The organism is Streptomyces sp. NPDC037083 (genome assembly GCF_055606485.1).
This window is the reverse complement of the sequence record NZ_JBVJSQ010000009.1, coordinates 90,755-112,725: the sequence shown is the minus strand read 5'-3', so window position 1 is coordinate 112,725 and position 21,971 is coordinate 90,755. Positions and strand designations below refer to the sequence as shown.

At 73.8% G+C, this 21,971-nt stretch carries 22 protein-coding genes; 11 read left to right on the top strand and 11 right to left on the bottom strand.

The window, feature by feature from the left end:
- Positions 1 to 10: 10 nt before the first annotated feature.
- The gene (locus tag ACZ7DE_RS24080; RefSeq protein ID WP_470764923.1) at positions 11 to 2,701 is read right to left on the bottom strand and encodes a hypothetical protein; all 2,691 of its coding nucleotides are present in this window, start codon (positions 2,699 to 2,701) and stop codon (positions 11 to 13) included.
- Between the two features lie 367 nt (positions 2,702 to 3,068).
- Between ACZ7DE_RS24080 and ACZ7DE_RS24075 the strand changes: the two genes are divergently transcribed.
- A complete protein-coding gene (locus tag ACZ7DE_RS24075; protein WP_470764460.1) occupies positions 3,069 to 3,899 on the top strand; it encodes a DeoR/GlpR family DNA-binding transcription regulator in 831 nt (276 codons plus the stop codon).
- Between the two features lie 52 nt (positions 3,900 to 3,951).
- Positions 3,952 to 4,422, top strand: a complete 471-nt coding sequence (locus tag ACZ7DE_RS24070; protein WP_470764458.1) for an SRPBCC family protein — start codon at positions 3,952 to 3,954, stop codon at positions 4,420 to 4,422.
- Positions 4,423 to 4,437: 15 nt separating this feature from the next.
- Here ACZ7DE_RS24070 and cds1 read toward each other — a convergent pair whose 3' ends face one another.
- Entirely contained in the window at positions 4,438 to 5,562 is a 1,125-nt protein-coding gene (gene cds1, locus ACZ7DE_RS24065) for an L-cysteine desulfhydrase Cds1 (RefSeq protein WP_470764456.1), read from the bottom strand.
- 359 nt (positions 5,563 to 5,921) lie between these two features.
- Here cds1 and ACZ7DE_RS24060 point away from each other — a divergent pair, with 359 nt between their 5' ends.
- Positions 5,922 to 6,245, top strand: coding sequence for a hypothetical protein (locus ACZ7DE_RS24060; RefSeq protein WP_189922613.1), 324 nt, complete (start codon positions 5,922 to 5,924; stop codon positions 6,243 to 6,245).
- A 216-nt stretch (positions 6,246 to 6,461) separates the two neighbouring features.
- Positions 6,462 to 6,998 carry an ATP-binding protein gene (locus ACZ7DE_RS24055; protein WP_470764454.1) on the top strand — a complete coding sequence of 179 codons (537 nt, stop codon included), beginning with the start codon at positions 6,462 to 6,464 and terminating at the stop codon, positions 6,996 to 6,998.
- 152 nt (positions 6,999 to 7,150) lie between these two features.
- Here ACZ7DE_RS24055 and ACZ7DE_RS24050 read toward each other — a convergent pair whose 3' ends face one another.
- On the bottom strand, positions 7,151 to 7,441 hold the full coding sequence (locus ACZ7DE_RS24050; protein WP_470764452.1) for an SHOCT domain-containing protein: 291 nt from the start codon (positions 7,439 to 7,441) through the stop codon (positions 7,151 to 7,153).
- 189 nt (positions 7,442 to 7,630) lie between these two features.
- Here ACZ7DE_RS24050 and ACZ7DE_RS24045 point away from each other — a divergent pair, with 189 nt between their 5' ends.
- The 3 genes from ACZ7DE_RS24045 (at position 7,631) to ACZ7DE_RS24035 (ending at position 9,204) form a co-directional block, all read left to right on the top strand.
- Positions 7,631 to 8,197 carry a TetR/AcrR family transcriptional regulator gene (locus ACZ7DE_RS24045; protein WP_470764450.1) on the top strand — a complete coding sequence of 189 codons (567 nt, stop codon included), beginning with the start codon at positions 7,631 to 7,633 and terminating at the stop codon, positions 8,195 to 8,197.
- 10 nt (positions 8,198 to 8,207) lie between these two features.
- The gene (locus ACZ7DE_RS24040) at positions 8,208 to 8,792 is read left to right on the top strand and encodes a DUF4865 family protein (protein WP_470764449.1); all 585 of its coding nucleotides are present in this window, start codon (positions 8,208 to 8,210) and stop codon (positions 8,790 to 8,792) included.
- A 226-nt stretch (positions 8,793 to 9,018) separates the two neighbouring features.
- Complete coding sequence (locus ACZ7DE_RS24035; protein ID WP_470764447.1) at positions 9,019 to 9,204, top strand: DUF1272 domain-containing protein; 186 nt, start codon at positions 9,019 to 9,021, stop codon at positions 9,202 to 9,204.
- Between the two features lie 64 nt (positions 9,205 to 9,268).
- On the opposite strand, the gene ACZ7DE_RS24030 is transcribed toward ACZ7DE_RS24035, so the two are convergent.
- The 3 genes from ACZ7DE_RS24030 to ACZ7DE_RS24020 all read right to left on the bottom strand — a co-directional run bounded on the left by ACZ7DE_RS24030 (position 9,269) and on the right by ACZ7DE_RS24020 (position 12,304).
- Complete coding sequence (locus ACZ7DE_RS24030) at positions 9,269 to 10,153, bottom strand: NAD(P)-dependent oxidoreductase (RefSeq protein ID WP_470764445.1); 885 nt, start codon at positions 10,151 to 10,153, stop codon at positions 9,269 to 9,271.
- 215 nt (positions 10,154 to 10,368) lie between these two features.
- Entirely contained in the window at positions 10,369 to 11,613 is a 1,245-nt protein-coding gene (locus tag ACZ7DE_RS24025; protein ID WP_470764444.1) for an ROK family protein, read from the bottom strand.
- 28 nt (positions 11,614 to 11,641) lie between these two features.
- Positions 11,642 to 12,304, bottom strand: coding sequence for an alpha-ketoglutarate-dependent dioxygenase AlkB family protein (locus ACZ7DE_RS24020; RefSeq protein ID WP_470764442.1), 663 nt, complete (start codon positions 12,302 to 12,304; stop codon positions 11,642 to 11,644).
- Between the two features lie 78 nt (positions 12,305 to 12,382).
- Between ACZ7DE_RS24020 and ACZ7DE_RS24015 the strand changes: the two genes are divergently transcribed.
- Positions 12,383 to 13,522, top strand: a complete 1,140-nt coding sequence (locus ACZ7DE_RS24015; RefSeq protein ID WP_470764440.1) for a methyltransferase — start codon at positions 12,383 to 12,385, stop codon at positions 13,520 to 13,522.
- Here ACZ7DE_RS24015 and ACZ7DE_RS24010 read toward each other — a convergent pair.
- Positions 13,509 to 14,351 carry a class II fructose-bisphosphate aldolase gene (locus ACZ7DE_RS24010; RefSeq protein WP_470764438.1) on the bottom strand — a complete coding sequence of 281 codons (843 nt, stop codon included), beginning with the start codon at positions 14,349 to 14,351 and terminating at the stop codon, positions 13,509 to 13,511. The genes ACZ7DE_RS24015 and ACZ7DE_RS24010 overlap by 14 nt on opposite strands.
- Positions 14,352 to 14,378: 27 nt before the next feature.
- Complete coding sequence (locus ACZ7DE_RS24005; RefSeq protein WP_470764436.1) at positions 14,379 to 15,260, bottom strand: SIS domain-containing protein; 882 nt, start codon at positions 15,258 to 15,260, stop codon at positions 14,379 to 14,381.
- An 84-nt stretch (positions 15,261 to 15,344) separates the two neighbouring features.
- Here ACZ7DE_RS24005 and ACZ7DE_RS24000 point away from each other — a divergent pair, with 84 nt between their 5' ends.
- Positions 15,345 to 16,124, top strand: coding sequence for a DeoR/GlpR family DNA-binding transcription regulator (locus ACZ7DE_RS24000; RefSeq protein WP_470764435.1), 780 nt, complete (start codon positions 15,345 to 15,347; stop codon positions 16,122 to 16,124).
- 60 nt (positions 16,125 to 16,184) lie between these two features.
- On the opposite strand, the gene htpG is transcribed toward ACZ7DE_RS24000, so the two are convergent.
- Together htpG and ACZ7DE_RS23990 are read right to left on the bottom strand one after the other, a co-directional pair.
- A complete protein-coding gene (htpG, locus tag ACZ7DE_RS23995) occupies positions 16,185 to 18,122 on the bottom strand; it encodes a molecular chaperone HtpG (protein WP_470764434.1) in 1,938 nt (645 codons plus the stop codon).
- Between the two features lie 179 nt (positions 18,123 to 18,301).
- Positions 18,302 to 18,619, bottom strand: coding sequence for a hypothetical protein (locus tag ACZ7DE_RS23990; RefSeq protein WP_470764432.1), 318 nt, complete (start codon positions 18,617 to 18,619; stop codon positions 18,302 to 18,304).
- A 533-nt stretch (positions 18,620 to 19,152) separates the two neighbouring features.
- On the opposite strand from ACZ7DE_RS23990, the gene ACZ7DE_RS23985 reads away from it, so the two are divergent.
- A complete protein-coding gene (locus ACZ7DE_RS23985) occupies positions 19,153 to 19,899 on the top strand; it encodes a maleylpyruvate isomerase family mycothiol-dependent enzyme (RefSeq protein ID WP_470764431.1) in 747 nt (248 codons plus the stop codon).
- A gap of 13 nt (positions 19,900 to 19,912) precedes the next feature.
- Here ACZ7DE_RS23985 and ACZ7DE_RS23980 read toward each other — a convergent pair whose 3' ends face one another.
- Positions 19,913 to 20,317 carry a MarR family winged helix-turn-helix transcriptional regulator gene (locus tag ACZ7DE_RS23980; RefSeq protein ID WP_470764921.1) on the bottom strand — a complete coding sequence of 135 codons (405 nt, stop codon included), beginning with the start codon at positions 20,315 to 20,317 and terminating at the stop codon, positions 19,913 to 19,915.
- Positions 20,318 to 20,403: 86 nt separating this feature from the next.
- On the opposite strand from ACZ7DE_RS23980, the gene ACZ7DE_RS23975 reads away from it, so the two are divergent.
- A complete protein-coding gene (locus ACZ7DE_RS23975; protein ID WP_470764429.1) occupies positions 20,404 to 21,894 on the top strand; it encodes an MFS transporter in 1,491 nt (496 codons plus the stop codon).
- Positions 21,895 to 21,971: the final 77 nt, after the last annotated feature.

The following is a 21,971-nucleotide window of genomic DNA, read 5'->3' as shown; positions in this document are numbered from 1 at the left end:
GCCGGCCCGCTCATGTGCTCTGGGCCGTTCCGGCGCCGTGGCCCGTTCCGGGAGCCGCGCCGTGGCCCGTTCCCGTGCTCTGCCCCGCCGCGGTGCGCGGCACGGGAACCTCCGGTCGCAGCCGCGCCAGCAGCAGCTCGCGTTCCTCCGCGAACGCGGGGTCGGCCTGGTAATCCGAGTGGCCCAGGACGGGCGCGGGCAGCGGCTGCTGTGCGGTGCGGCCGTACGCCAGCGGGTCCGCGAGGGGCTCTCGGTCCACCTGGGGGCCGCAGCCGTCGCCGGACAGCCGGACGGGACCGCCGATGGGGTCGGTGAGCCGGTAGAGGTTGCGCCAGCAGTCGACGTCCTCGTGCAGGGCGGCGAGCGCCGCCGGGCCGAAGTGGGCCGGGAACCAGCGGCCGTAGAGGCGCTCGATGGGGGAACCGTAGGTGAGCAGGGCGACCCGTCTGCGGTCGGACGGTTTCAGCTGCCAGGCCGCGGCTGCCGCGAGGACGCTGCCCTGGGAGTGGCCGGAGATGACCAGGCGTCCGCCGGTGGCACGCGTCCAGGTGGCCACGCGCCAGGTCAGGTCGGGCACCGCGCGCTCGGCGTAGCAGGGCGGGGCGAAGGGGTGCGCGGCGCGCGGCCAGAACGTGCCCACGTCCCAGAGGATGCCGATCGTGCGCCGCGCGGAGGCGTCCCGGTACGCGCGGCGGCCCCAGGTGACGAAGAGGACGAAGCCGAGTCCGATGAGCCAGGAGCCCAGCGCCTGCGCGGTCTGGGCCGCGCCGTGCACGAAGGGCTGGGCCGACTCCCCGGCCAGGGCCGGCGTCCGGCCCGTGCCGAAGGCGCCGGCGAGGGCGCCCGCGCCCAGGATCAGGGTCGCGCCGGACACGACGGCGACGAGGAGAGGTCCGCGGTCGGTGAGGGCGGCCATCGCACGGGCCCGGGCGATACGACGGGTGCGGGCCGGGTCGCCCCGCTCCACTCCGTACTCCTGGAGCACCTTGTCCTGTTCCGCCCGGGTCAGCAGCCAGGTCCGGCGGCCGAGCAGCCCGCACAGCACCAGCAGGACGACGAGCAGCACGGGGATCACCGAGGCCTGCCAGGTCAGCAGGACCGGTGGTCCGTCGAGGGCGCCGGTGCCGGTTCCGTCCAGCCAGTCCGACACGCGCTGTGAGACGCCTCCGGACATCACCCCGCCCAGCGCACAGGCCAGCATCGCGACCGCGGGCCCGCCGAGCCCGTGCAGAGCGCAGCGCTCCGGCCGGCCGCCGAGGCTCCTGCCGGGGTCCGTCAGGGTCCCCGCCGGCGGAGCCCCCGCAGAAGGGACGACGGGCGCGTCGGATCCGCCGGGCACGGGCGGCGCCGACGAGCCGTCGGCGATCCCATCCGGCCCGGCCGCCGAGGGCTCCCGCGAGCCGCCGCCGGGCGTGCCGTGACCGTCCGTCGTGGACTCCCCCGGCGCACACGAACCGACGGCGGCCGCGCCCGGGCCACCCGCCTTCGGACGTCCCTCCCCGCCCCCGGCCGAGCCGTCGGCCCCGCTCGACGCCCGTGATGCCGGTTCCTCGCGCAGGACGACGGCGACACCGCCCGCGTCGCGCGTGACCGACACTCCGCGCAAGGCCACGCCGGTCCTGTCCGGGGCACTCGGCGCGGCGCCCTCCCGGGGACAGTCGTGCAGGACGCGGGCGACGATCGCCAGGGCGACGACCAGCGCGCCCTGCACGAGAGCGAGGGCGCCGAAGGTCGTGTCGCCCGGGAGACGGCCCTCGGAGTCCCAGCCGGGACGGTCCCAGCAGGCGTACACCAGCGTCAGGACGAGCAGCGCGAGAGCGGCCGACGGCAGGCGGCGCACGACGCAGGCGTCCACGCGGCGGTCGAGGCGGTGCTCGCAGCGGCCCCGGCGGCACACCACCCACACCGTGGCCAGCGCACCGGCGGCCAGGGACGCCTCCAGCAGGCGACCCAGCACGTCGAGGAGGGCCGGGCCGCCGGGGCGGCGGTCCTGGCGTGCGGCAGCGGCGCCGACCGCTGCGGCCACCGTCAGCAGGCCCGCCGCGGTGTGCGCGGCGCGCAGGCGGGCCACCAGGCGGCGCCCGTACCAGAAACCTGGCCGGCTGAGCGCGGTGTGCCCGGGGCCGTCCTCGGGCTCGGGCGCGCGGTCGAGGGGTTCCTGGGACTCGTACGCCCGCCAGGTGCGGTGGGAGAGGTACCACAGGAGCCCGACGAGCGCGGTCGGGACCAGGGCAGCCAGGGCCAGCCGACGGCCGGGCAGGCTCCACCAGCCGTCGTGCGAGACCGTGGGCGAGAGGAAGCCCAGCCAGGAGTGCCGCCGTGCGCACGCTGGCGTGCCCGCGCACTGCCAGGCGGTCAGGTCCAGGGCGACCTCGCAGGCCGCGGCGACGAGCAGCATCGTCAGGCTCAGCGCCGCGAGCCGCACCAGCAGCCCGTACAGGCGCACGGCGCGGGTGCGTTCCCGTGCGGCGGGGCGCATCCAGTGGGCGAGGTTGACGACCATGAACGGCAGCAGTAACAGCCACAGGGCGCGGGTGCCGTTGCCGGAGGTGAGGTTGGACCAGACGTAGGCCTCGGGGACGGGGGCGTCGCGGCCGCGGTCGTCGCCGGGGCCGGTGTCCGCGGTGACGTCGTCGGCGCGCCGGTGGACGGCCGCCGTGTCGTCACCGGTGATCCGGACCGTGCGCGGATCGTTCAGCATCTTCTCGGGCGTGGCGCCGCCCACGCCGTGGACCAGGAGTTCCAGGGCGGCTCCGCCCGCAGAGGCACGTTTCACTGTTCGCACTTCCCCCGTGACACGCCTTCGACATGAGTCCGCGCGGGCATAAGGATCGCCGCTTCGGACGCGTGATACACCTCCCGTCACGGAATCTCCCCGTACCGTGCGGCGGAGGCGAGGCGGGGAGCGGGGAAACACGTGGGTGACATGGACGCGTCGGGGTGATGGCACGGCTGTGGGCTAGCCGTGCGAGGATGGGACGCCCGCACACCGGCGTCGGGGAGAATGGCCTTGTCGGAGCAGGTGAGCGGGCCCGTCGGACGGCTTGAGGGAAAGGACCGGAGCGTACGTGAGTGAGAATCAGAACCTCCTCGCGGAGCAGCGCCGCGCCCTGATCCTGGACGAGGTTCGACGCCGTGGCGGTGTCCGGGTCAACGAGCTGACCCGCAAGCTCGGCGTGTCGGACATGACGGTGCGCCGCGACCTGGACGCGCTGGCGCGCCAGGGCGTCCTGGAGAAGGTGCACGGCGGCGCGGTGCCGCTCATGGAGGCGAGCACCCACGAGCCGGGCTTCGAGGCGAAGTCGGGCCTGGAGCTGACCGCCAAGGAGGACATCGCGAAGGCCGCGGCGCAGCTCGTCACCCCGGGCAGCGCGATCGCGCTGTCGGGCGGTACGACGACGTACGCGCTGGCGCATCACCTGGTGGACGTGCAGGACCTGACCGTGGTGACCAACTCGGTGCGCGTGGCGGACGTCTTCCACGCGGCCCAGCGGTCCTCGGGACCGCGCCAGGGCGCGGCGACGGTCGTGCTGACCGGCGGGGTGCGCACACCGTCGGACTCGCTGGTGGGCCCGGTCGCCGACCAGGCCATCGCGGCGCTCCACTTCGACGTGCTGTTCCTCGGTGTGCACGGCATATCGGCCGAGGCCGGCCTGTCGACGCCGAACCTGGCGGAGGCGGAGACCAACCGGCGGCTGGTGCAGTCGGCGCGCCGGGTCGTGGTGGTCGCGGACCACACCAAGTGGGGTGTGGTGGGGCTGAGTTCGTTCGCGGCGCTGGAGCAGGTGGACACGCTGGTGACGGACGGGGGACTGCCGGGCGCGGCGCGCGCGGAGGTCTCCGAGCACCTGCGGCGGCTGGTGGTCGCGGGCGAGCCCGACGAGGGTGCAGACATCTGACGGGGCCGCGGCTAGGGTGGCCCACCCGTCGTACAAGGGGGTTCGTGTCGCCATGGCCCGTCGTCTGCGCCCGGAGGGGCTCGACTTCGCCGATATCGCTCCCGTGCGCATGGTCTTCGCGCGGGAGGTCTCCGCTCCCCCGGAACAGGTCTACCGGGCCCTCGCGGACGACGTCCCCGGCTGGGCCGAGTGGTTCCCGGCCGTGACCGCCGTCCAGCCGCTCGACGGCGGCGCGGGGCGTGACGTACGGCTGCGGGGCGGCCCGCGCTTCCGGGAGACGGTCCTCGCGGCGAAGGCTCCGGAGGTGTACGCCTACCGCGTGGACGTCACCAACGTGCCGGGGGTGCGGGCGCTGGTCGAGGAGTGGCGGCTGACGCCCTCGGGCACCGGCACGCGCGTGCGGTGGACCTTCGCGACGGACGGGACGGCCGTCTTCCGGGGCGCGGTGCGACTGGCCCGGCCGGGTCTGGGGCGGTCCTTCCGGGACGCCGTCGCCGCCCTGGACCGGCGGCTCACCGTCTGAGGACCTGTCCGGGGCTCACTCCGGCCACACGCCCGTGGCCAGCAGCGACTCGATGGCGTCGGTGTACGGGGCGATGTCCAGGCCCTGCTCGGCGAGCCACGCGTCGGAGTAGTACTTGTCGAGGTAGCGGTCGCCCGGGTCGCACAGGAGGGTGACGACGCTGCCTCGTCGGCCGTCCGCCACCATCTCGGAGGCGATCTTGAGCGCGCTCCACAGCCCGGTGCCCGTGGAGCCGCCCGCCTTGCGGCCGATGGCCTGCTCCAGGGCGCGCACGGCGGCGACGCTGGCGGCGTCGGGGACCTTCATCATCCGGTCGACGGCGCCGGGCACGAAGCTGGGTTCCATGCGGGGCCTGCCGATGCCCTCGATGCGCGAGCCGCAGTCGCAGGTGACGTCCGGATCGCCGGTGGTCCAGCCCTCGAAGAAACAGGAGTTCTCCGGGTCGGCGACGCACACGCGGGTGTCGCGCTGGGTGTAGTGGACGTAGCGCGCGAGGGTCGCGGACGTACCGCCGGTGCCCGCCGTGGCGACGATCCACGCCGGCTCGGGAAACCGTTCCAACTCCAGCTGGCGGAAGATGGATTCGGCGATGTTGTTGTTCCCGCGCCAGTCCGTGGCCCGCTCCGCGTAGGTGAACTGGTCCATGTAGTGGCCCCCGCTGTCCGCCGCGAGGCGGGCCGACTCCTCGTACATCGTGCGCGAGTCGTCGACGAAATGGCACCGGCCGCCGTGGAACTCGATCAGACGGATCTTCTCGGCGCTCGTCGTACGCGGCATGACGGCGATGAAGGGCACGCCGATCAACTTGGCGAAGTAGGCCTCGGACACGGCGGTCGAGCCGCTGGACGCCTCGATCACCGGGCGGCCCGGCCGGATCCAGCCATTGCACAGCGCGTAGAGGAAGAGGGAGCGGGCGAGTCGGTGCTTGAGGCTGCCGGTGGGATGCGTCGACTCGTCCTTGAGGTAGAGGTCGATGCCCCACCTCTCGGGGAGCGGGAAGCGCAGCAGGTGCGTGTCGGCAGAGCGGTTGGCGTCCGCCTGGACCTTGCGGACGGCCTCTTTCAGCCAGTCGCGGTAGGCGCTGTCGCTGCGGTCGACGTCGAGTGTGGCGCCGGTCCTGATGGGCGGGGAGGTGGTCACGGCGGGGCTCCTTCGGACTTCGCGCCGACGGTGGTTCGCGCGGCCGACGTATCGATCATAGACACCTTCCGCACGCTTCTCACCTGCATAAACACACCTTTGAGGCTCTCAAAGCCCGCCCTGGGGAGCGGGTGGGGGCGAGTGGGGGGCGCATTCACGCGAGTGCTCCGGGCCGACGCCCCGGGGTGTCGTGGGCACTGGTGCTCGACGGCGGGCGGGGGCAGACTGCACCGCGCGGGGCGAAGTCCCGGAGGGGGCGGGGCGCCGTCGGGACGCGAATCCCGGCCGGGACGCGGATCCCGGTCGGCGGCGCACACCGGATCACGGGGACGGGATCGATCACGAGGGGGCGGGGAGGCATGGCGGAGCCGGAGTTCACGGCTACGGGCGTGCGTATCGGAAAGCGGCTGCGCTCGCTCACCCGGGCCGGCCAGGTCCGGATCAACGACGGCAGGCTGGAGCTGCTGACCAGCTACGGCAGCGAGATCGACAGCGCGCCCGTGCAGGCGGTCCGCGCCTCCAGGCCCTGGTTCGCCCCGGAGGACCGGGCGCTGGCCGACCTCAACGGCAAGCGGTACCTGCTGACCCTCGGCGAGCACGACCCGGCGCCGGGCGAGCCGGGACCGCCGGCGGCGCGCCGTTTCATCGAGGCCGTGCGCAGGGCGGCCGGTCGCGGCGGCTGAGCCGGAGCCGGTTCAGGCAGTGGCCCGGTGGCCGGATCACCGCGAGTTGCGGTACAGGATCCGCTGCGCCACTCTGGTCTCACGTCACTCTGGGTTTACCGGCGATAACGCTGCGAACCAGCCCGCCGGCCATGACAGCAGGCGGCCGCCTTGCGCAGACGCCCTGCTCGATCCGAACTCCGTGTTCTTCCGGACCTCAGTCGGGGAGTCGCAGCCGTGATCACCAACCCAAGCAGGCACTGCATGGTGGAGCTTCAGGCCCTGCCGTCGCGGATCGGTCAGGTCCGCAGAATCGTATCGGCGCAGTTGCGCTACTGGCATCTGGACCCCCTGATAGACCGGGCCGCGCTCGGTGTGACGGAGCTGTTGACCAACGTCCACCTGCACGCCCAGCCCGACAAGACGTGCGTCGTGGAGATGGAGCTGCTGCTCGAACGGCTCACCGTCTCCGTGCGCGACCGGGATCCGCGGCTGCCCGTCGTGGGGGCCGTCGACCACGGGACTCTCGCCACCTGTGGGCGCGGGCTGGCGATGGTGGCCGCGGTGAGCGAGAGCTGGGGCGCCCGGCCGGACGGCGAGTCCGGCAAGGTCGTGTGGTTCACGCTGCCGACGCCCGCAGTGGCACGCGAGCCGGTGGCGCGGCCGATGCGGCGCACTCCCCGGGAGCAGCCCGTGCCCCGGTTCGCGGAGGTCGTCTCCGTCGACGACCTGCGGCCCGCACACGCCCCCGCCCGGTCGGCCGTCGTCGGCTGACCGGGCGGTGATCGCCGCTGGACGTACGCGCCCGGTGTGACCCGTCCGCTCGGACGTGCGTCACCCGGGCGCACGTCGTCCGGCGGGCGCCTTCAGGGCGTCGGCGTGCGCCTGGGCGCCCCGGGCGGCCGTCGGCGTGCCGGTCACGGTCGTCACGCCGTTCCCTGCTTGCCGTCGAACCGGCCGAACTGCTCGTCCAGGACGGACAGCCGCCGCCAGTACTCGTCCTCGTCGATCTCGCCGGAGGCGAAGCGCCTGCCGAGGACGGCGAGGGGCGAATCGCCGGCGGGACGGCCGACGGGGTTCCACGGGCCGGGGCGGCCCCGCCGCGCCGTGCGGCGCACGAAGGCGACGACGCCGACGACGACGGCCGCCCAGATCAGCGGGAGGAACAGGATCCAGGGGCCGGGTCCGCCGCCGCCCCAGTTCGCCAGGGTGTTCATCTCGGGTCATCTCCTCGGTGGGGTCCTCAGGGGTCCTCGCGTGGTGCGATGCCTCGAGAGTGCCGCCGCAAGGGGGGCCGAGTCGTCGTACGGCCAGCGGCAGTGCGCATACCTCCTGGGGAGTACGCCCTTCGGTGAGCACGTCGTACGAGTGTCCGTTCTGTAACTACTAGTATGTACACTGGCTGCATGAGCACGTCGGAGCGACTGATCGAGTCCACCCGGGAACTCCTGTGGGAACGGGGGTACGTGGGCACCAGCCCGAAGGCGATCCTGGAGCGCGCGGGCGCCGGGCAGGGCAGCATGTACCACCACTTCAAGGGCAAGCCCGATCTCGCCCTGGCGGCGATCCGGCGGACCGCCGAGGAGATGCGGGCCACCACCGCGGAGGTGCTCGACGGGCCCGGGACTCCCTACGAGCGCATCAGGGCGTATCTCCTGCGGGAGCGGGACGTGCTGCGCGGCTGCCCGCTCGGCCGTCTGACGATGGACCCGGAGGTCGTCGCGAGCGACGAGCTGCGCGAACCGGTCGACGAGACGATCGACTGGATCCGCGAACGGCTCGCGGGGATCGTCGAAGAGGGCCGGGAACAGGGGCAGTTCGCGCCCGGGCTGGACGGCGAGGCGATCGCCGCGGCCGTGGTCGCGACCGTGCAGGGCGGATACGTCCTGGCCCGGGCCTCCGGTTCACCGGGCGACTTCGACGCGGCCGTCCGAGGACTGCTCACCCTGCTCGCACCCCGTTCGACCGACTAGGAGGCGACCGATGCACGCCCTGCACTACGAGATCACGCTGCCCGCCGACTACGACACGGACGTCATCCGCACGCGCGTGTCCCGCGTCGGGCATCTCCTCGACGACTGGCCGGGGCTGGGTCTGAAGGCGTATCTGCTGCGCGAGCGCGGGGTGCACGGCTCGCCGGTCAACCAGTACGCGCCCTTCTACCTCTGGAACACGGTCGAGGGCCTGAACGCCTTCCTGTGGGGGCGCGGGTTCCAGGGGCTGAGCGACGACTTCGGGCGTCCGGTGGCGCGCCAGTGGACCGGCCTGGCGTACCACGAGGGCGCGGCCGCCCATTCGCCCGCGCGGTTCGCGGTACGCCGCCGTCGGCCGGTCCCCGACGGGGCGTCGCCGGCCGAGGCGGCGCAGGAGGCGGTGGAGGAGGCCGGGCGGCTGGCGCGGGAGGACGGCGCCGTGCTCGCCGCCGCTGCCGTGGACACGAGCCGGTGGGAGACCGTGCACTTCTCGCTCTGGGAGCACGACGCCCCGAAGGCCGAGGGCGACCTGTTCCAGGTGCTGCACCTCTCCGCGCCGGGACGGGCCGCCCTGCCCCGGGGCAGGCAGTGGTGAGCGCGGACCGGACGGTCCTCGGGGACCTGCCGGCCGGGCGGCCGAGGCGGGACGTCGACGCCGAGCGGCGCCGAGCACCGGCCTCGGCAGCGGTCCCCGTCGTCTCGGCGGCCCGATCGTGGCCCGATCGTGCGGATGTCTGTCCCACGGGGATGCTGTCGCGCCGAGCGGGCCGCGCGAGGATGACCGACGACGGATGAAACCGCAGGTGAGGAGTAGGACTGCGATGGCCCTGGAGATGCGCGACCGCTGCGAGCGGTGTACGACGACCGCCCTGCCGCCCGACGCGCCGGCCCGGATCTGCTCCTACGAGTGCACGTTCTGCGTGCCGTGCGCCGAAACCATGCGGGACGTCTGCCCCAACTGCGGGGGCGAGTTGACGCCCCGCCCGCGCCGGGCCGTCACGGCGTGAGGGCCGGGGCCGCCGGCCCGCTGCGACGCCCGGTCGCCGTCGCCGTCCCCGAGCCCCGTGCCGGTCAGGCGTGATCGTCGAAGCTGGCGAAGTAGCCGGCGACCATGTCCTCGTCGCCGTGCCCCTGAGCGGCGGCCCGCTCCAACCGCTCGGCACTCGCGGCCGCCACGTCCAGCCGGACGCCGTTGGCGCGGCCCGCCTCGACGATCAGACGCGCGTCCTTGACGGCCGTCCGCACGGCGAACTGGGCGGGCGACAGCCGGTCGTCGAGGACCAGGGCCGACTTCGCCTTCAGGTACCCCATGTCGAGCGGGCCGCCCGCGATCAGGTCGAAGAACGCGTCGGGGGCGACGTCCAGGGCCTGCGCCAGGGCGAGGACCTCGCCGGCCGCGGCGGTGGCCGCGATGACCCAGCTGTTGGCCACCAGCTTCAGGCGGGTGGCGCTGCCCCCGCCGCCGTCCTCGCCGGTCCACACGGTCCGTGCGCCCACGGCGTCCAGCACGGGGGTCACCGCGTCCCGGCCGGTGGACGGGCCCGCCGCGAGCACGGTCAGCTGCCCCGCCTCGGCGGGCTGACGGGTGCCCAGCACGGGCGCGTCGAAGAAGACCAGGCCGTGTGCGCGGGCGAAGGCGGCCAGGTCGCCGACGGCCTCGATCCCGGCGGTCGTCGACTGCACCCAGGCCGTTCCGGCGCGCAGCGCGGGCGCCGCCTCGCGCATGACCTCCAGTGCGGAGGGGCCGTCGTGGAGCATGGTCAGGACGACGTCCGCGCCCTCGACGGCCGCGGCGGGGGTGTCGACGACGTGCACGCCCTGCGCGGCGAGCGGCTCCGCCTTCGCGCGGGTGCGGTTCCAGGCGCGAACGGTGTGACCGGCCCGGGCGATGTTGCGGGCCATCGCGGCGCCCATGATGCCTGTGCCGAGGACGCTCACGGTCAGGTTGTCTGTCATGACGTCAACCTACTTCGCCACGGCGGAGACCGGGCCGTCCGGCCACGCCCGGTCGGACGCGAGCGCGCCGCCGCCGCCGGTGAGGATCATCGACCCGCACCACGACGCTTCGGGCCGGCGCGGCCGGGACCGAAGCCGGCCGAGCGCGCCCTGCGGAACGAGAGGGGAGTCGCCGCGGCGGCCGGGCGGCGGGGCCGCCCCGCGCGCGCCGCGTCTCACCCGGGAACCAGCGCCCCCAGCGGGTCGTCCAGCACCGGCTGCCAGGCCAACTCGGCCGCGCCGACCAGGCTGTTGTGGTCGAGCGAGCAGGCGAGGACGGGGACCCCGCCGCTGTACCCCCACAGGCTGCGGGCGGAGACGACCGCGCGGAGCCGGTCGGGGTCGGCGGCGAGGAGGGTGCGGTGCAGGCCCCCGAGGATGATGCGGTCGGGGTTGAGGATGTTCACCAGGCCCGCCAGGCCGAGACCGAGCCGGTCGATCAGCGCCTCGGCGGCCGCGCGGACGACCGGGTCGCCGTACTCGGCACGGATCAGTTCGTCGGCCTGCTGGAGCAGGGACCCCTCGGGACCGGGCTCGCGGCCGGCGGCGTTGAGCAGGGCCAGCGGATCGGCCTCGACGTCGAGGCAGCCGCGGCTGCCGCAGTGACAGGGGCGGCCCTCGGGGTTGACGGTGAGGTGGCCGACCTCGAGGGCGAGACCCGAACTGCCCGTGTGCAGACGGCCGTCCAGCACCAGCGCGCCGCCGACGCCGCGGTGCCCGGTGGCCACGCACAGCAGGTCGCGGGCGCCGCGCCCGGCGCCGTGCCGGTGTTCGGCGAGGGCGGCGAGGTTGACGTCGTTGGCCGCGAACGCGGGGCCGGTGACGCCCACGGCGTGGATCCGCTCCGCGAAGATCTCCCGCACCGGCGCCCCCACCGGCCACGCCAGGTGCAGGGGGTTCAGCGCCAGTCCCTCGGGTTCGGTGACCGCGGAGGGCACCGCGAGCCCCGCGCCCACACAGCGTCTGCCGGTCCGGCGCAGCAGTTCCGCGCCCGCGTCGACGGCGGCGCCGAGGACCTTGGCGGGGTCGGCGTCGACGGCCTCGCAGCTGGGCGTCGTGGCGACGATCCGTCCGCCGAGACCGACCAGCGCGGCGCGAAAGCCGTCGGCGTGGACCTGCGCGGCCAGCACGACCGGGCCTTCCTGCGCGACTTCGAGCCGGTGCGAGGGGCGGCCCTGGGAGCCGGCGGCCGCGCCGGGCCGCGCGTCCACCCGGATGAGTCCCAGCGCCTCCAGCTCCGCTGCGACCGCGCCGGCCGTCGCCCGGGTGACGCCGAGTTCGGCGGTGAGCACCGCGCGGGTGGGCGCGCGCCCGGTGTGCACGAGCTCCAACGCGGGCCCGAGCGCTCCGCGCCCCCGGTCCAGACGCGTCCTCGAGGTGGTCCCTTCCCCCGCCGGCCGGGGGTCCGCCTTGCCGCTCATGAGGGCGAGTCTCCCATGATCCGCTTCGTCAGGCGGAGTCCGGGAAGCCGCTGACGCGCAGCGTGACGTTCAGGCGTCCCGTCAGCCCGAGCCCGGCCGGCGCCGTGCCCGGCAGCACACGCGGCACCCCGTGGTAGGCGAGCCGGGACGCACCCCCGAACACGAACAGGTCACCGCTGCGCAGCTCGACGTCGGTGTAGGGCCGGGCCCGCGTCTGCGTATTGCCGAAGCGGAAGACGCAGGTGTCGCCGAGGCTGAGGGAGACCACGGGCGCCAAGGAGCGCTCGTCGGCGTCCCGGTGCATGCCCATGCGGGCGTCGCCGTCGTAGAAGTTGATCAACGCGATGTCGTACGCCGCTCCCCCGGCCTCCTGCGGTCCGAGCGCGTCGGCCACCGCGCGGCGGCCCAGCTCCCCCAGCCAGTCCGGGAAGGGCTTGACGGGCGCGCCGTCGCCGTCGGCGACCGTGCGGGCGTAGGCGTACGGGTGCCAGTGCCAGCCCAGGCAGACCTGGCGGGCGGTCATCGTGCCTCCGCCGGGTGTGCGGACCGTACGCAGACCGGCCGGCGGCCGCGCCCACTGCCTGCAGTGCCGGAGCAGCTCGCGCTGGCGCTGCCCGTCCAGCCAGTCGGGCACGTGCACCGCGCCCGGCGCGACCTGCGCACGCTCCCTGGGGAACAGCTCGGTGTCCATGGGTCCATCCTCCTTCACCGCACCGACACCCGGCCTGAGCTGCGGCTCGGTTAGCCTTGACGCACGATGAACGACCGTATGACGACGCCGTGGGGCGAGGTCGACCTGGCCCGCTACCCCGAGGATCCGCGCGAGACGCTGCGCGCCTGGGACGCCTCCGACGCGTACCTGCTCAGACACCTCGCCGCGCAGGAGGTCCCGCTGACCGGCACGGTGGTGGTGCTCGGCGACCGCTGGGGCGCGCTGGTCACGGCGCTCGCGGCGCATCGTCCGACGCAGATCACCGACTCCTGGCTGGGGCAGGAGGCGACCCGCGCGAACCTCGCGCGGGCGGGCGTGGAGACCGGCGCCGTCCGGCTGCTCACCACCCAGGACCCGGTGCCGGAGCGCATCGACGTACTGCTGGTCAGGGTGCCCAAGAGCCTCGCGCTGCTGGAGGACCAGCTGTCCCGGCTGGCGCCCTCGGTGCACCCGGGCACGGTCGTCGTCGGCGCCGGCATGGTCAAGGAGATCCACACCTCGACGCTGCGGCTGTTCGAGCGGATCATCGGGCCGACCCGGACCTCGCTCGCCGAACAGAAGGCACGGCTGGTCTTCTGCACCCCGCAAGCGTCGCCGAAGCCCCGCGTCAACCCGTGGCCGTACGCCTACGACCTGCCCGACGACGTCGGCGGCGCCCTCCGCGGCCGTCGGGTCGTCAACCACGCGGGGGTGTTCTGCGCCGACCGGCTCGACATCGGCACCCGGTTCTTCCTGCGGCACCTTCCGCAGACCAGCGGCCCGCGCCGGGTCGTCGACCTGGGCTGCGGCAACGGGATCGTCGGCACGGCGGTGGCACTGGCCAACCCGGCGGCCGAGGTGCTGTTCACGGACGAGTCGTTCCAGGCGGTGGCTTCGGCGGAGGCCACCTACAAGGCGAACGGGGTGCCCGGGCACGCCGAGTTCCGGGTCGGCGACGGCCTGGCGGGGGTGGCGGACGGCAGTGTGGACATCGTGCTGAACAACCCGCCGTTCCACTCCCACCAGGCCACCACGGACGCGACGGCGTGGCGCATGTTCACCGGGGCCCGGCGCGCACTGCGGCCGGGCGGCGAACTGTGGGTGGTGGGCAACCGGCACCTGGGCTACCACGTGAAGCTGAAGCGGCTGTTCGGCTCGTGCGAAACGGTCGCCGGCGACCGCAAGTTCGTGGTGCTGAGGGCGGTCAGGCAGGGGTGAGCCCCACGCCGACGACGATCCGCTCGACGGTGCGCGCCATGGCCTCGCGGCCCGCGCTCAGGTAGGGGCGGGCGTCGACCGCGTCCGGGTGCGTGCCGAGGTGCTCGCGGATCGCTCCGGTCATGGCCTGGTTGAGGGCGGTGCCGACGTTGACCTTGGCGATGCCGCCGGCGACGGCGGCCCGCAGCTCGTGGTCCGGGACCCCGGAGGACCCGTGCAGGACGAGGGGCACGTCGAGGGCCGCGCCGAGGCGCTCGATCAGCTCGTGGTCGAGGGCGGCCGTGCGGACGGTCATGGCGTGCACGCTGCCGACGGCCACCGCCAGGGCGTCCACGCCCGACTCCGCGACGAACGCGCGGGCCTCGGCCGGATCGGTGCGTGCCCCGGGCGCATGGGCGCCCTTGCCGCCGATCTCACCCAACTCGGCCTCGATCCAGAGCCCTTGGGCGTGAGCCCGGTCGACGGCGGCGCGGGTCGCGGCGAGGTTGTCGTCATACGGCAGGGGGGAGGCGTCGTACATGACGGAGCTGAAGCCCGCGTCCGCCGCCTGTCGGAGCAGCGGCTCGCTCCGGACGTGGTCGAGGTGCAACGCGACCGGCACGAGGGCCCGTTCGGCGGCGACGGCGGCCGCGCGGGCCAGCGGCAGCAGCTGTCCCTGGCGGAACCTGACGGCGTTCTCGCTGACCTGGAGGACGACGGGCGCGCCGGCCGCCTCCGCCCCTGCGACGACGGCCTCGATGTGTTCCAGCGTGACGATGTTGAAGGCGGCGACGGCGGTACGGGCCGTGCGGGCCCGGGTGACCAGCTCGCCGGTGGTGGTGAGGGGCACGGCGCCTCCCTTTCGAGGGGCAGGGGCTCAGGGGGCGAGGATCACGGAGCGGGTGAGGTGGCGCGGCCGGTCGGGATCGAGGCCCCGCCGGGCGGCGACGGCCACGGCGAGGCGCTGGGCCCGGACCAGTTCGGCCAGGGGGTCCAGGGCGCCCGGGACCCACATCGCCCCGGTGGCGCGCACCTGGCGGGCCAGGCCTCGCGGCGCGTCGCCGAACATCCAGGTGGCCGTGCCGGTGGTGCTCACGCTGATGGGACCGTGCCGGTACTCCATGGCGGGGTAGGCCTCCGCCCAGGACAGTGAGGCCTCGCGCATCTTCAGCGCGGCCTCGTGCGCGAGGCCGGCCGTCCAGCCGCGTCCCAGGAACGTGAACTGCCCGCAGTCCACGAGCCCTTCCGGCAGTGGCCGGCCGAGCGCGGTGCGGGCGTCCTCCACGACGGCGTCGGTGTGCAGTCCCAGGTGGGCGCGGAGCAGGGTGAGCGCGGTGGTCGCGAACCGGGTCTGCACGACGGATCGTTCATCGGCGTAGTCCAGGACGACGACGTGGTCGGCGGCTGTCGCGACCGGGGTGTGCGGATCGGCGGTGATCGCGGTCGTGCGGGTGCGCCCGCGCAGGCGGGCGAGCAGGTCGAGGACCTCGGTGGTGGTGCCGGAGCGGGTCAGGGCGACCACTCGGTCGTAGCCGCGGCCGTGGGGGTACTCCGAGGCGGCGAAGGCGTCGGTCTCGCCGTGCCCCGCGCCCTCGCGCAGGGCGGCGGCGGCCTGGGCCATGAAGCAGGAGGTGCCGCAGCCGACGACCGCGACCCGTTCGCCCGGCGCCGGCAGCTCCTCGGCGTACCGGGCGGCCTCGGCCGCGGCGCGGGCCCAGCACCTGGGCTGGTCGGTCAGTTCGTCCTCGACGTGGGTCATGCCCCACCTCTCGCCGACGGTGATTGTTCATGCAAGATAGAGCCGTCTTTCGAGCAACTTCAAGCATTGGAACGGAGACGGCCGATGTCGCGTGACGCCCGCTGGAAGGCTCTGCTGGAGCTGCTCGTCGAGCGTGGGCGGCTGGACGTCGAGGAAGCGGCCGCCGAACTGGCGGTGTCGGCGGCGACCGTCCGCCGGGACTTCGACCAGCTCGCGGAGCAGCAGATGCTGCGGCGCACCCGGGGCGGAGCGGTGGTGCACGGGGTTTCGTACGAGCTGCCGTTGCGGTACAAGACGGCTCGGCGCGCCTCCGAGAAGCTGCGGATCGCCGGGGCGGTGGCGGCTCTGGTCGCGCCCGGGGAGGCGGTCGGCCTGACCGGCGGCACGACGACCACCGAGGTGGCGCGGGCCCTCGCCGTACGCGGAGACCTGGCGACCGGATCGCCCGCCCTGACGGTCGTCACCAACGCGCTGAACATCGCGGCCGAGCTGGCCGTGCGCCCCCAGTTCAAGATCGTGGTGACCGGCGGGGTGGCGCGCGCTCAGTCGTACGAGCTGGTCGGGCCGCTCGCGGACGGAGTGCTGGGCCAGATCACGCTGGACGTGGCGGTGCTCGGCGTCGTGTCCTTCGATCCGGCGCACGGCGCCGCCGCGCACGACGAGGCGGAGGCGGCGGTCGACCGGCTGTTGTGCGAGCGGGCCGAGCGGGTGGTGGTCGCCGCCGACTCCAGCAAGCTGGGGCGGCGGGCGTTCGCCCGGATCTGCGCGACCGACGCGGTGGACGTCCTGGTCACGGACGCGGCGGCCGACCCGCAGACGGTGGGGCGGTTCGAGGAGGCGGGGATCAGGGTCGTCCTCGCGTGAAGCCGCCCCGGCCGGTCGTCGGCCGGGGCGGGTTCGACGGCCCCCAGCGGTCGGGGCCCGTTACAGCGCTCGCTCCAGGTGGTCGGCCACCAGCTTCACGAACCGGCCGGGCTCCTTGGGCCGGCCGCCCTCGGCGAGGACCGCCAGCCCGTGCAGCAGTTCGGCGGTCTCGGCGAGCCCGGTGCGGTCCTCGCGCTCCTTGTAGGCCTGGTTCAGGCCCTTCACGAGCACGTGGTCCGGGTTCAGTTCGAGGATCCGCCGGGCGCGCGGCACCTCCTGCCCCATCGCCCGGTACATGTTCTCCAGCGCCGGGGTGAGGTCGTGCGCGTCGGAGACGATGCAGGCCGGGGACACCGTCAGACGGGACGACAGCCGCACCTCCTTGACGTCCTCGTCCAGGCGCTCCTTCATCCAGCCGAGCAGACCGGCGTACTCCTCGCTCTGCTTCTCCCGCTCGCCGTCGGCCTTGTCGTCGCCCTCGCCGTCGAGGTCGACCTCGCCCTTGGCGACGGAACGCAGCGGCTTGCCCTCGAACTCGCCCACCGCGTCGACCCACACCTCGTCGACCGGGTCGGTGAGCAGCAGGACCTCGATGCCCTTGGCCCGGAACGCCTCCATGTGCGGAGAGTTCTCGATGCTCTGCCGGGACTCGCCGGTCAGGTAGTAGACGGCGTCCTGCCCGTCCTTCATCCGCTCCACGTAGCTCTTCAGCGTGGTCGGCTCGTCCTCGCTGTGGGTGGTCGCGAACGACGAGACGGCGAGCAGGGTCTCGCGGTTGTCGGAGTCGGTCAGCAGGCCTTCCTTGAGGACGGCGCCGAACTCCCGCCAGAACGTGGCGTAGCGGTCGGGGGCCGCGGTCATCATGTCCTTGACCGTGGAGACGACCTTCTTGGTGAGCCGGCGCTGCATCATCCGGATGTGCCGGTCCTGCTGGAGGATCTCGCGGGAGACGTTCAGCGAGAGGTCCGCCGCGTCGACCACGCCCTTGACGAAGCGCAGGTACGGCGGCAGCAGCGCCTCGCAGTCCTCCATGATGAACACGCGCTTGACGTACAGCTGCACACCGCGCTTGTAGCCCTGGTTGTACAGGTCGTGCGGGGCGTGCGAGGGGACGAACAGCAGCGCCTGGTACTCGAAGGTGCCCTCCGCCTGGAGCCGGACCGTCTCCAGCGGTTCGCGCCAGTCGTGGCTGATGTGCTTGTACAGCTCGTGGTACTCGTCGTCGGAGACCTCGTCGCGCGAGCGGGCCCACAGGGCCTTCATCGAGTTCAGCGTCTCGGGTTCGGGCGCCGGGCCGGCGTCGTCGCCGGAGGAGTCGGCGGTCCCGGCGGTGTCGCCCGCGGCCCGCTTCGGGACCATCCTGATGGGCCAGGTGATGAAGTCCGAGTAGCGCTTGACGATCTCCCTGATCGTCCAGTCCGAGGTGTAGTCGTGCAGCTGGTCGTCGGAGTCGGCCGGCTTGAGGTGCAGGGTGACCGAGGTGCCCTGCGGGGCGTCGTCCACCCGCTCCAGGGTGTACGTGCCCTCGCCGCGCGAGGACCAGCGGGTGCCGTGGCCCTCACCGGCCCGCCGGGTCACCAGCGTCATCTCGTCGGCCACCATGAAGCCGGAGTAGAAGCCGACGCCGAACTGCCCGATGAGGCCCTCGGCCCCGGCCTCGTCCTGGGCCTCGCGCAGTTCCTGGACGAACTTCGCCGTGCCCGAGTTGGCGATGGTGCCGATGAGCCGGCCGACCTCGTCGTAGGTCATGCCGATGCCGTTGTCCCGCACCGTCAGGGTGCGGGCCTCGGCGTCGGTCTCGATGTCGATGTGCAGGTCGGAGACGTCGGCGTCGAGCGTGTCGTCCCGCAGCGCGGCGAGGCGCAGCTTGTCCAGCGCGTCGGAGGCGTTGGAGACGAGCTCGCGGAGAAAGACGTCCTTGTTCGAGTAGACCGAGTGGATCATCAGCTGCAGCAGCTGACGGGCCTCTACCTGGAACTCAAACGTTTCGGTCGACATGATGCGCGTATCCCTCACAGTTCCGGAGTCTCCTGGACTGGCGACAGCCACTGTAAAACACCAAGTCAGGCTGCACTGAACGTTGTTCGGGCCCGTGTCGTCCGGGGGCGTCGGCCCGGGAGCGCGCCGCGCCCGGCGGGGCCGTGGTCGGCCCGAGCGGCGGCTGGGATCCGCGGCGGTCAGCGCGGCTTCTCCTCGACCTCCGCGAAGCCCTCCGCCCGGCTCCACCGCAGCCGGGTCGACGACTCGGTGGAGTTCTGCGAGAACACCAGCCGGCGCGCGTCGCCCACGGGGGCGACCTCGGTCCAGCCGTCGAAGTCCTTGGTGAGTTTCGTGTCCCACCGGGCGAGGTCCGCCGTCGCGACCGCGGCGACCGACTCCGACGGGGGCTCGCCGTCGTAGCAGTAGTCGCCCCAGTCGGCGATGACGGCGACCGTGTCGTCGAACGCCTTGAGGGTGAGGCTCCGGCACCGGTCCGCGGCGGTCGCGTACACCACTCGCGGCGCGCTCCACTCCCCGAGTCCGGGTCCCGGTGCCGCTCCACGAGCCCGCGTCCGGCGACGTACGACACGCCCACGCGCCGGCCGTCGGACCGCTCGGCCTCCGCGTCGAACCGGGGCGCCGCCGAGGGCGTCGGCGAGACGGGCGTGCCGGTGGCGGCGGTGGCAGGCGCGCTTCCCCGGTCCCCGGGCCCGCCGCAGGCCACCGCGACACCCACCGACAACGCCACGGCCGCCAGGGCCCGCAGCCGGTCTCCGCTCAACCGCATCCCCCGATGTTCCCACCGGGGCCGGACGCCCTCGCCGCTCACCGAGCGCCCCACGCGCCGGCACGCTGCTCCTCGGCTCGCCCGCAGTCGCCTTCCCGGCGGCCCGGTTCTCCCCGCCCATCGCCCTCACCGGCGGGGCGGCGCCGGCCGGAGTTCGGCCGCGCCGACCGGTGTCGTGACGTGGGGGCGACGTCCGCGTGAGGTCCGGCCGAGCACGATATTCGCTCTCCCCGACCACGCCCATCCGGCAGACTCCCCCTCATGGAGACTGCCGAGTTCATCCGCATCCTGGACCGGGAAGGCCGCTCGCTGGCCGCCGCAGCGGCGCAGGCCGGCCCCGACGCGAAGGTTCCGACCTGCCCGGACTGGCAGGTCAGGGAGCTGCTGCGGCACACGGGGACGGTGCATCGCTGGGCGACCTCGTTCGTGGCCGAGGGTCATGGCTCCTTCCGCCCCTTCGGCGAGGCGCCGGACCTCGACGGCGAGCCGCTGCTGGACTGGTTCCGCGAGGGGCACGGCCGGCTGGTCGGCACCCTGTCCGGCGCCTCGCCCGACGTGGAGTGCTGGCACTTCCTGCCCGCCCCCTCGCCGCTCGCGTTCTGGGCCCGGCGGCAGGCCCACGAGACGGCCGTGCACCGCGTGGACGCCGAGGCGGCCCGCGGCCGCGCCCCCGAGGAGATCGCCGGGGAGCTGGACGCCGGGTTCGCGGCGGACGGGATCGACGAACTGCTGCGCGGTTTCCACGCGCGCGCCAAGAGCAGGGTGCGCACCGAGAGGCCCCGGGTGCTGAGGGTGCGGGCGACGGACGCGGCGGACGCCGTCTGGACGGTACGCCTGTCGACGGAACCGCCCGTGACCGCAAGGAACTCCGAGGGGCAGGCCGACTGCGAGGTGTCCGGGCCGGCGGGGGCGCTCTATCTGGCGCTGTGGAACCGGCTGCCGCTGCCCGCGGCGACCGGCGACGCCTCGCTGGCGACGCTGTGGCGGGAGACGTCCGGCGTGAACTGAGGGGCCTGCGAGGTCAGTCCGCGAGCATCCGGGTCAACACCGCGCGCTGCACCGGCCGTACGTCGCCGTGCAGCGCGCGCCCCTTCGCCGTCAGCGCCACACGGACGCCCCTGCGGTCCTCCGGGCACAGCCCGCGCTCGACGAGACCGTCCTTCTCCAGACGGGCGATGAGCCGCGACAGCGCGCTCTGGCTGAGGTGGACCCGCTCGGCGATCTCCTGGACGCGGAAACTGCACGAGCCGTCCGGCGCGGCCGACTCGGCGAGGACGTCCAGCACCTCGAAGTCGCTTGCGCACAGCCCGTGCCGGTGCAGCGCCCGGTCGAGTTCGCACTGGGTGCGCGCGTGCAGCGCCAGCATGTCCCGCCACTGCTCGACGAGCGCCTGCTCGGCCTCGGCCTCACCCTTCTCCGCCGCCATGGGGCGCACCGTAGCAGAGAACAGGATTAATTGCATCCGCATTAAATGCGTTTGCATTCGATGCATGCGCATGTAGTGTCTCCGGCATGACCTCTCCGCTCCCCTCCCCCGCGCCCCCTCTCGCCGAGGGTCGCTGGAACGCCCGGCTGTGGGGCACCCTGCTGGTGCTGTGCGCCGCGATGTTCCTGGACGCGCTGGATGTGTCCATGGTCGGCGTCGCCCTGCCGTCCATCGGTTCCGACCTCGGGCTCTCCACGTCGACCCTGCAATGGATCGTCAGCGGCTACATCCTGGGCTACGGCGGCCTGCTCCTCCTCGGCGGCCGCACGGCCGACCTGCTCGGCCGCCGTCAGGTCTTCCTGGTCGCCCTCGGCGTCTTCGCCCTGGCCTCACTGCTCGGCGGCCTCGTCGACTCCGGGCCGCTGCTGATCGCCAGCCGGTTCATCAAGGGCCTGAGCGCGGCCTTCACCGCCCCTGCCGGACTGTCGATCATCACCACGACGTTCCCGGAGGGCCCCCTGCGCAACCGCGCGCTCTCCATCTACACCACCTGCGCGGCCACCGGATTCTCGATGGGCCTGGTCCTCTCCGGCCTGCTCACCGAGGCCAGTTGGCGGCTCACCATGCTGCTGCCCGCACCGATCGCCCTGGTCGCGCTGGCGGCGGGCCTGAAGCTGCTGCCGCGCAGCGAACGGGAGAAGGACCACGACGGCTACGACGTCCCCGGCGCCGTCCTCGGCACCGCGTCCATGCTGCTGCTGGTCTTCACCGTCGTCCAGGCGCCCGAGTCCGGCTGGGCGTCCGCCCGCACCCTGCTGTCCTTCCTCGCCGTCGCCGCCCTGCTGACCGCCTTCGTCCTCGTCGAGCGCCGCTCGGCGGGCCCGCTGATCCGGCTCGGCGTGCTGCGGTCCGGCAGCCAGGTCCGCGCCCAGCTCGGCGCCATGGCCTTCTTCGGCTCGTACGTGGGCTTCCAGTTCCTGGCCACCCTCTACATGCAGACGCTGCTCGGCTGGTCGGCGCTGCACACGGCGCTCGCCTTCCTGCCGGCCGGCGCACTGGTGGCGGTGTCCTCGACGAGGGTCGGCTCGATCGTCGACCGGTTCGGCACCCCTCGGCTGATCGCGACGGGCTTCGCCCTCATGGTCGCCGGGTACGCCTTGTTCCTGCGCGTCGACCTCGACCCCGTCTACGCCGCCGTCATCCTGCCGTCGATGCTGCTGATCGGCGCGGCGTGCGCGCTGGTCTTCCCCTCGCTCAACATCCAGGCCACCAACGGCGTCGCGGACCACGAGCAGGGCATGGTCTCCGGCCTGCTCAACACCTCGGTGCAGGTGGGCGGCGCGATCTTCCTCGCGGTCGTCACCGCGGTGGTGACCGCGGGCGCCCCGTCCGATCCCACTCCGCAGGCCGTTCTCGACAGCTACCGGCCCGGACTGACGGTGGTGACGGTGATCGCCGCCGTGGGCCTGCTCATCACCCTCCCCGGCCTGCGCACCCGCCGCGCCCCCGGCTCGGTCGTGGTCGCACGGTCCACCGTGCCGGAAACCGAGGCGGAGCCGGTGGGAGCCCGCGACTAGGCCATTTCGTTCGGATCAGGCGAGCCCGGCCCGATCCGGACGAAAGGCCCTTGACCCCGCACGCGTGCGCCCGGCAG

Coding starts and splice junctions, on each gene's coding strand:
- ACZ7DE_RS24080 (WP_470764923.1), bottom strand. CDS start 2,701: ATGCTGAACGATCCGCGCACGGTCCGGATCACCGGTGACGACACGGCG.
- ACZ7DE_RS24070 (WP_470764458.1), top strand. CDS start 3,952: ATGGCCCGTCGTCTGCGCCCGGAGGGGCTCGACTTCGCCGATATCGCT.
- ACZ7DE_RS24060 (WP_189922613.1), top strand. CDS start 5,922: ATGGCGGAGCCGGAGTTCACGGCTACGGGCGTGCGTATCGGAAAGCGG.
- ACZ7DE_RS24050 (WP_470764452.1), bottom strand. CDS start 7,441: ATGAACACCCTGGCGAACTGGGGCGGCGGCGGACCCGGCCCCTGGATC.
- ACZ7DE_RS24045 (WP_470764450.1), top strand. CDS start 7,631: ATGAGCACGTCGGAGCGACTGATCGAGTCCACCCGGGAACTCCTGTGG.
- ACZ7DE_RS24040 (WP_470764449.1), top strand. CDS start 8,208: ATGCACGCCCTGCACTACGAGATCACGCTGCCCGCCGACTACGACACG.
- ACZ7DE_RS24035 (WP_470764447.1), top strand. CDS start 9,019: ATGGCCCTGGAGATGCGCGACCGCTGCGAGCGGTGTACGACGACCGCC.
- ACZ7DE_RS24030 (WP_470764445.1), bottom strand. CDS start 10,153: ATGACAGACAACCTGACCGTGAGCGTCCTCGGCACAGGCATCATGGGC.
- ACZ7DE_RS24025 (WP_470764444.1), bottom strand. CDS start 11,613: ATGAGCGGCAAGGCGGACCCCCGGCCGGCGGGGGAAGGGACCACCTCG.
- ACZ7DE_RS24020 (WP_470764442.1), bottom strand. CDS start 12,304: ATGGACACCGAGCTGTTCCCCAGGGAGCGTGCGCAGGTCGCGCCGGGC.
- ACZ7DE_RS24015 (WP_470764440.1), top strand. CDS start 12,383: ATGACGACGCCGTGGGGCGAGGTCGACCTGGCCCGCTACCCCGAGGAT.
- ACZ7DE_RS24005 (WP_470764436.1), bottom strand. CDS start 15,260: ATGACCCACGTCGAGGACGAACTGACCGACCAGCCCAGGTGCTGGGCC.
- ACZ7DE_RS24000 (WP_470764435.1), top strand. CDS start 15,345: ATGTCGCGTGACGCCCGCTGGAAGGCTCTGCTGGAGCTGCTCGTCGAG.
- htpG (WP_470764434.1), bottom strand. CDS start 18,122: ATGTCGACCGAAACGTTTGAGTTCCAGGTAGAGGCCCGTCAGCTGCTG.
- ACZ7DE_RS23985 (WP_470764431.1), top strand. CDS start 19,153: ATGGAGACTGCCGAGTTCATCCGCATCCTGGACCGGGAAGGCCGCTCG.
- ACZ7DE_RS23980 (WP_470764921.1), bottom strand. CDS start 20,317: ATGGCGGCGGAGAAGGGTGAGGCCGAGGCCGAGCAGGCGCTCGTCGAG.
- ACZ7DE_RS23975 (WP_470764429.1), top strand. CDS start 20,404: ATGACCTCTCCGCTCCCCTCCCCCGCGCCCCCTCTCGCCGAGGGTCGC.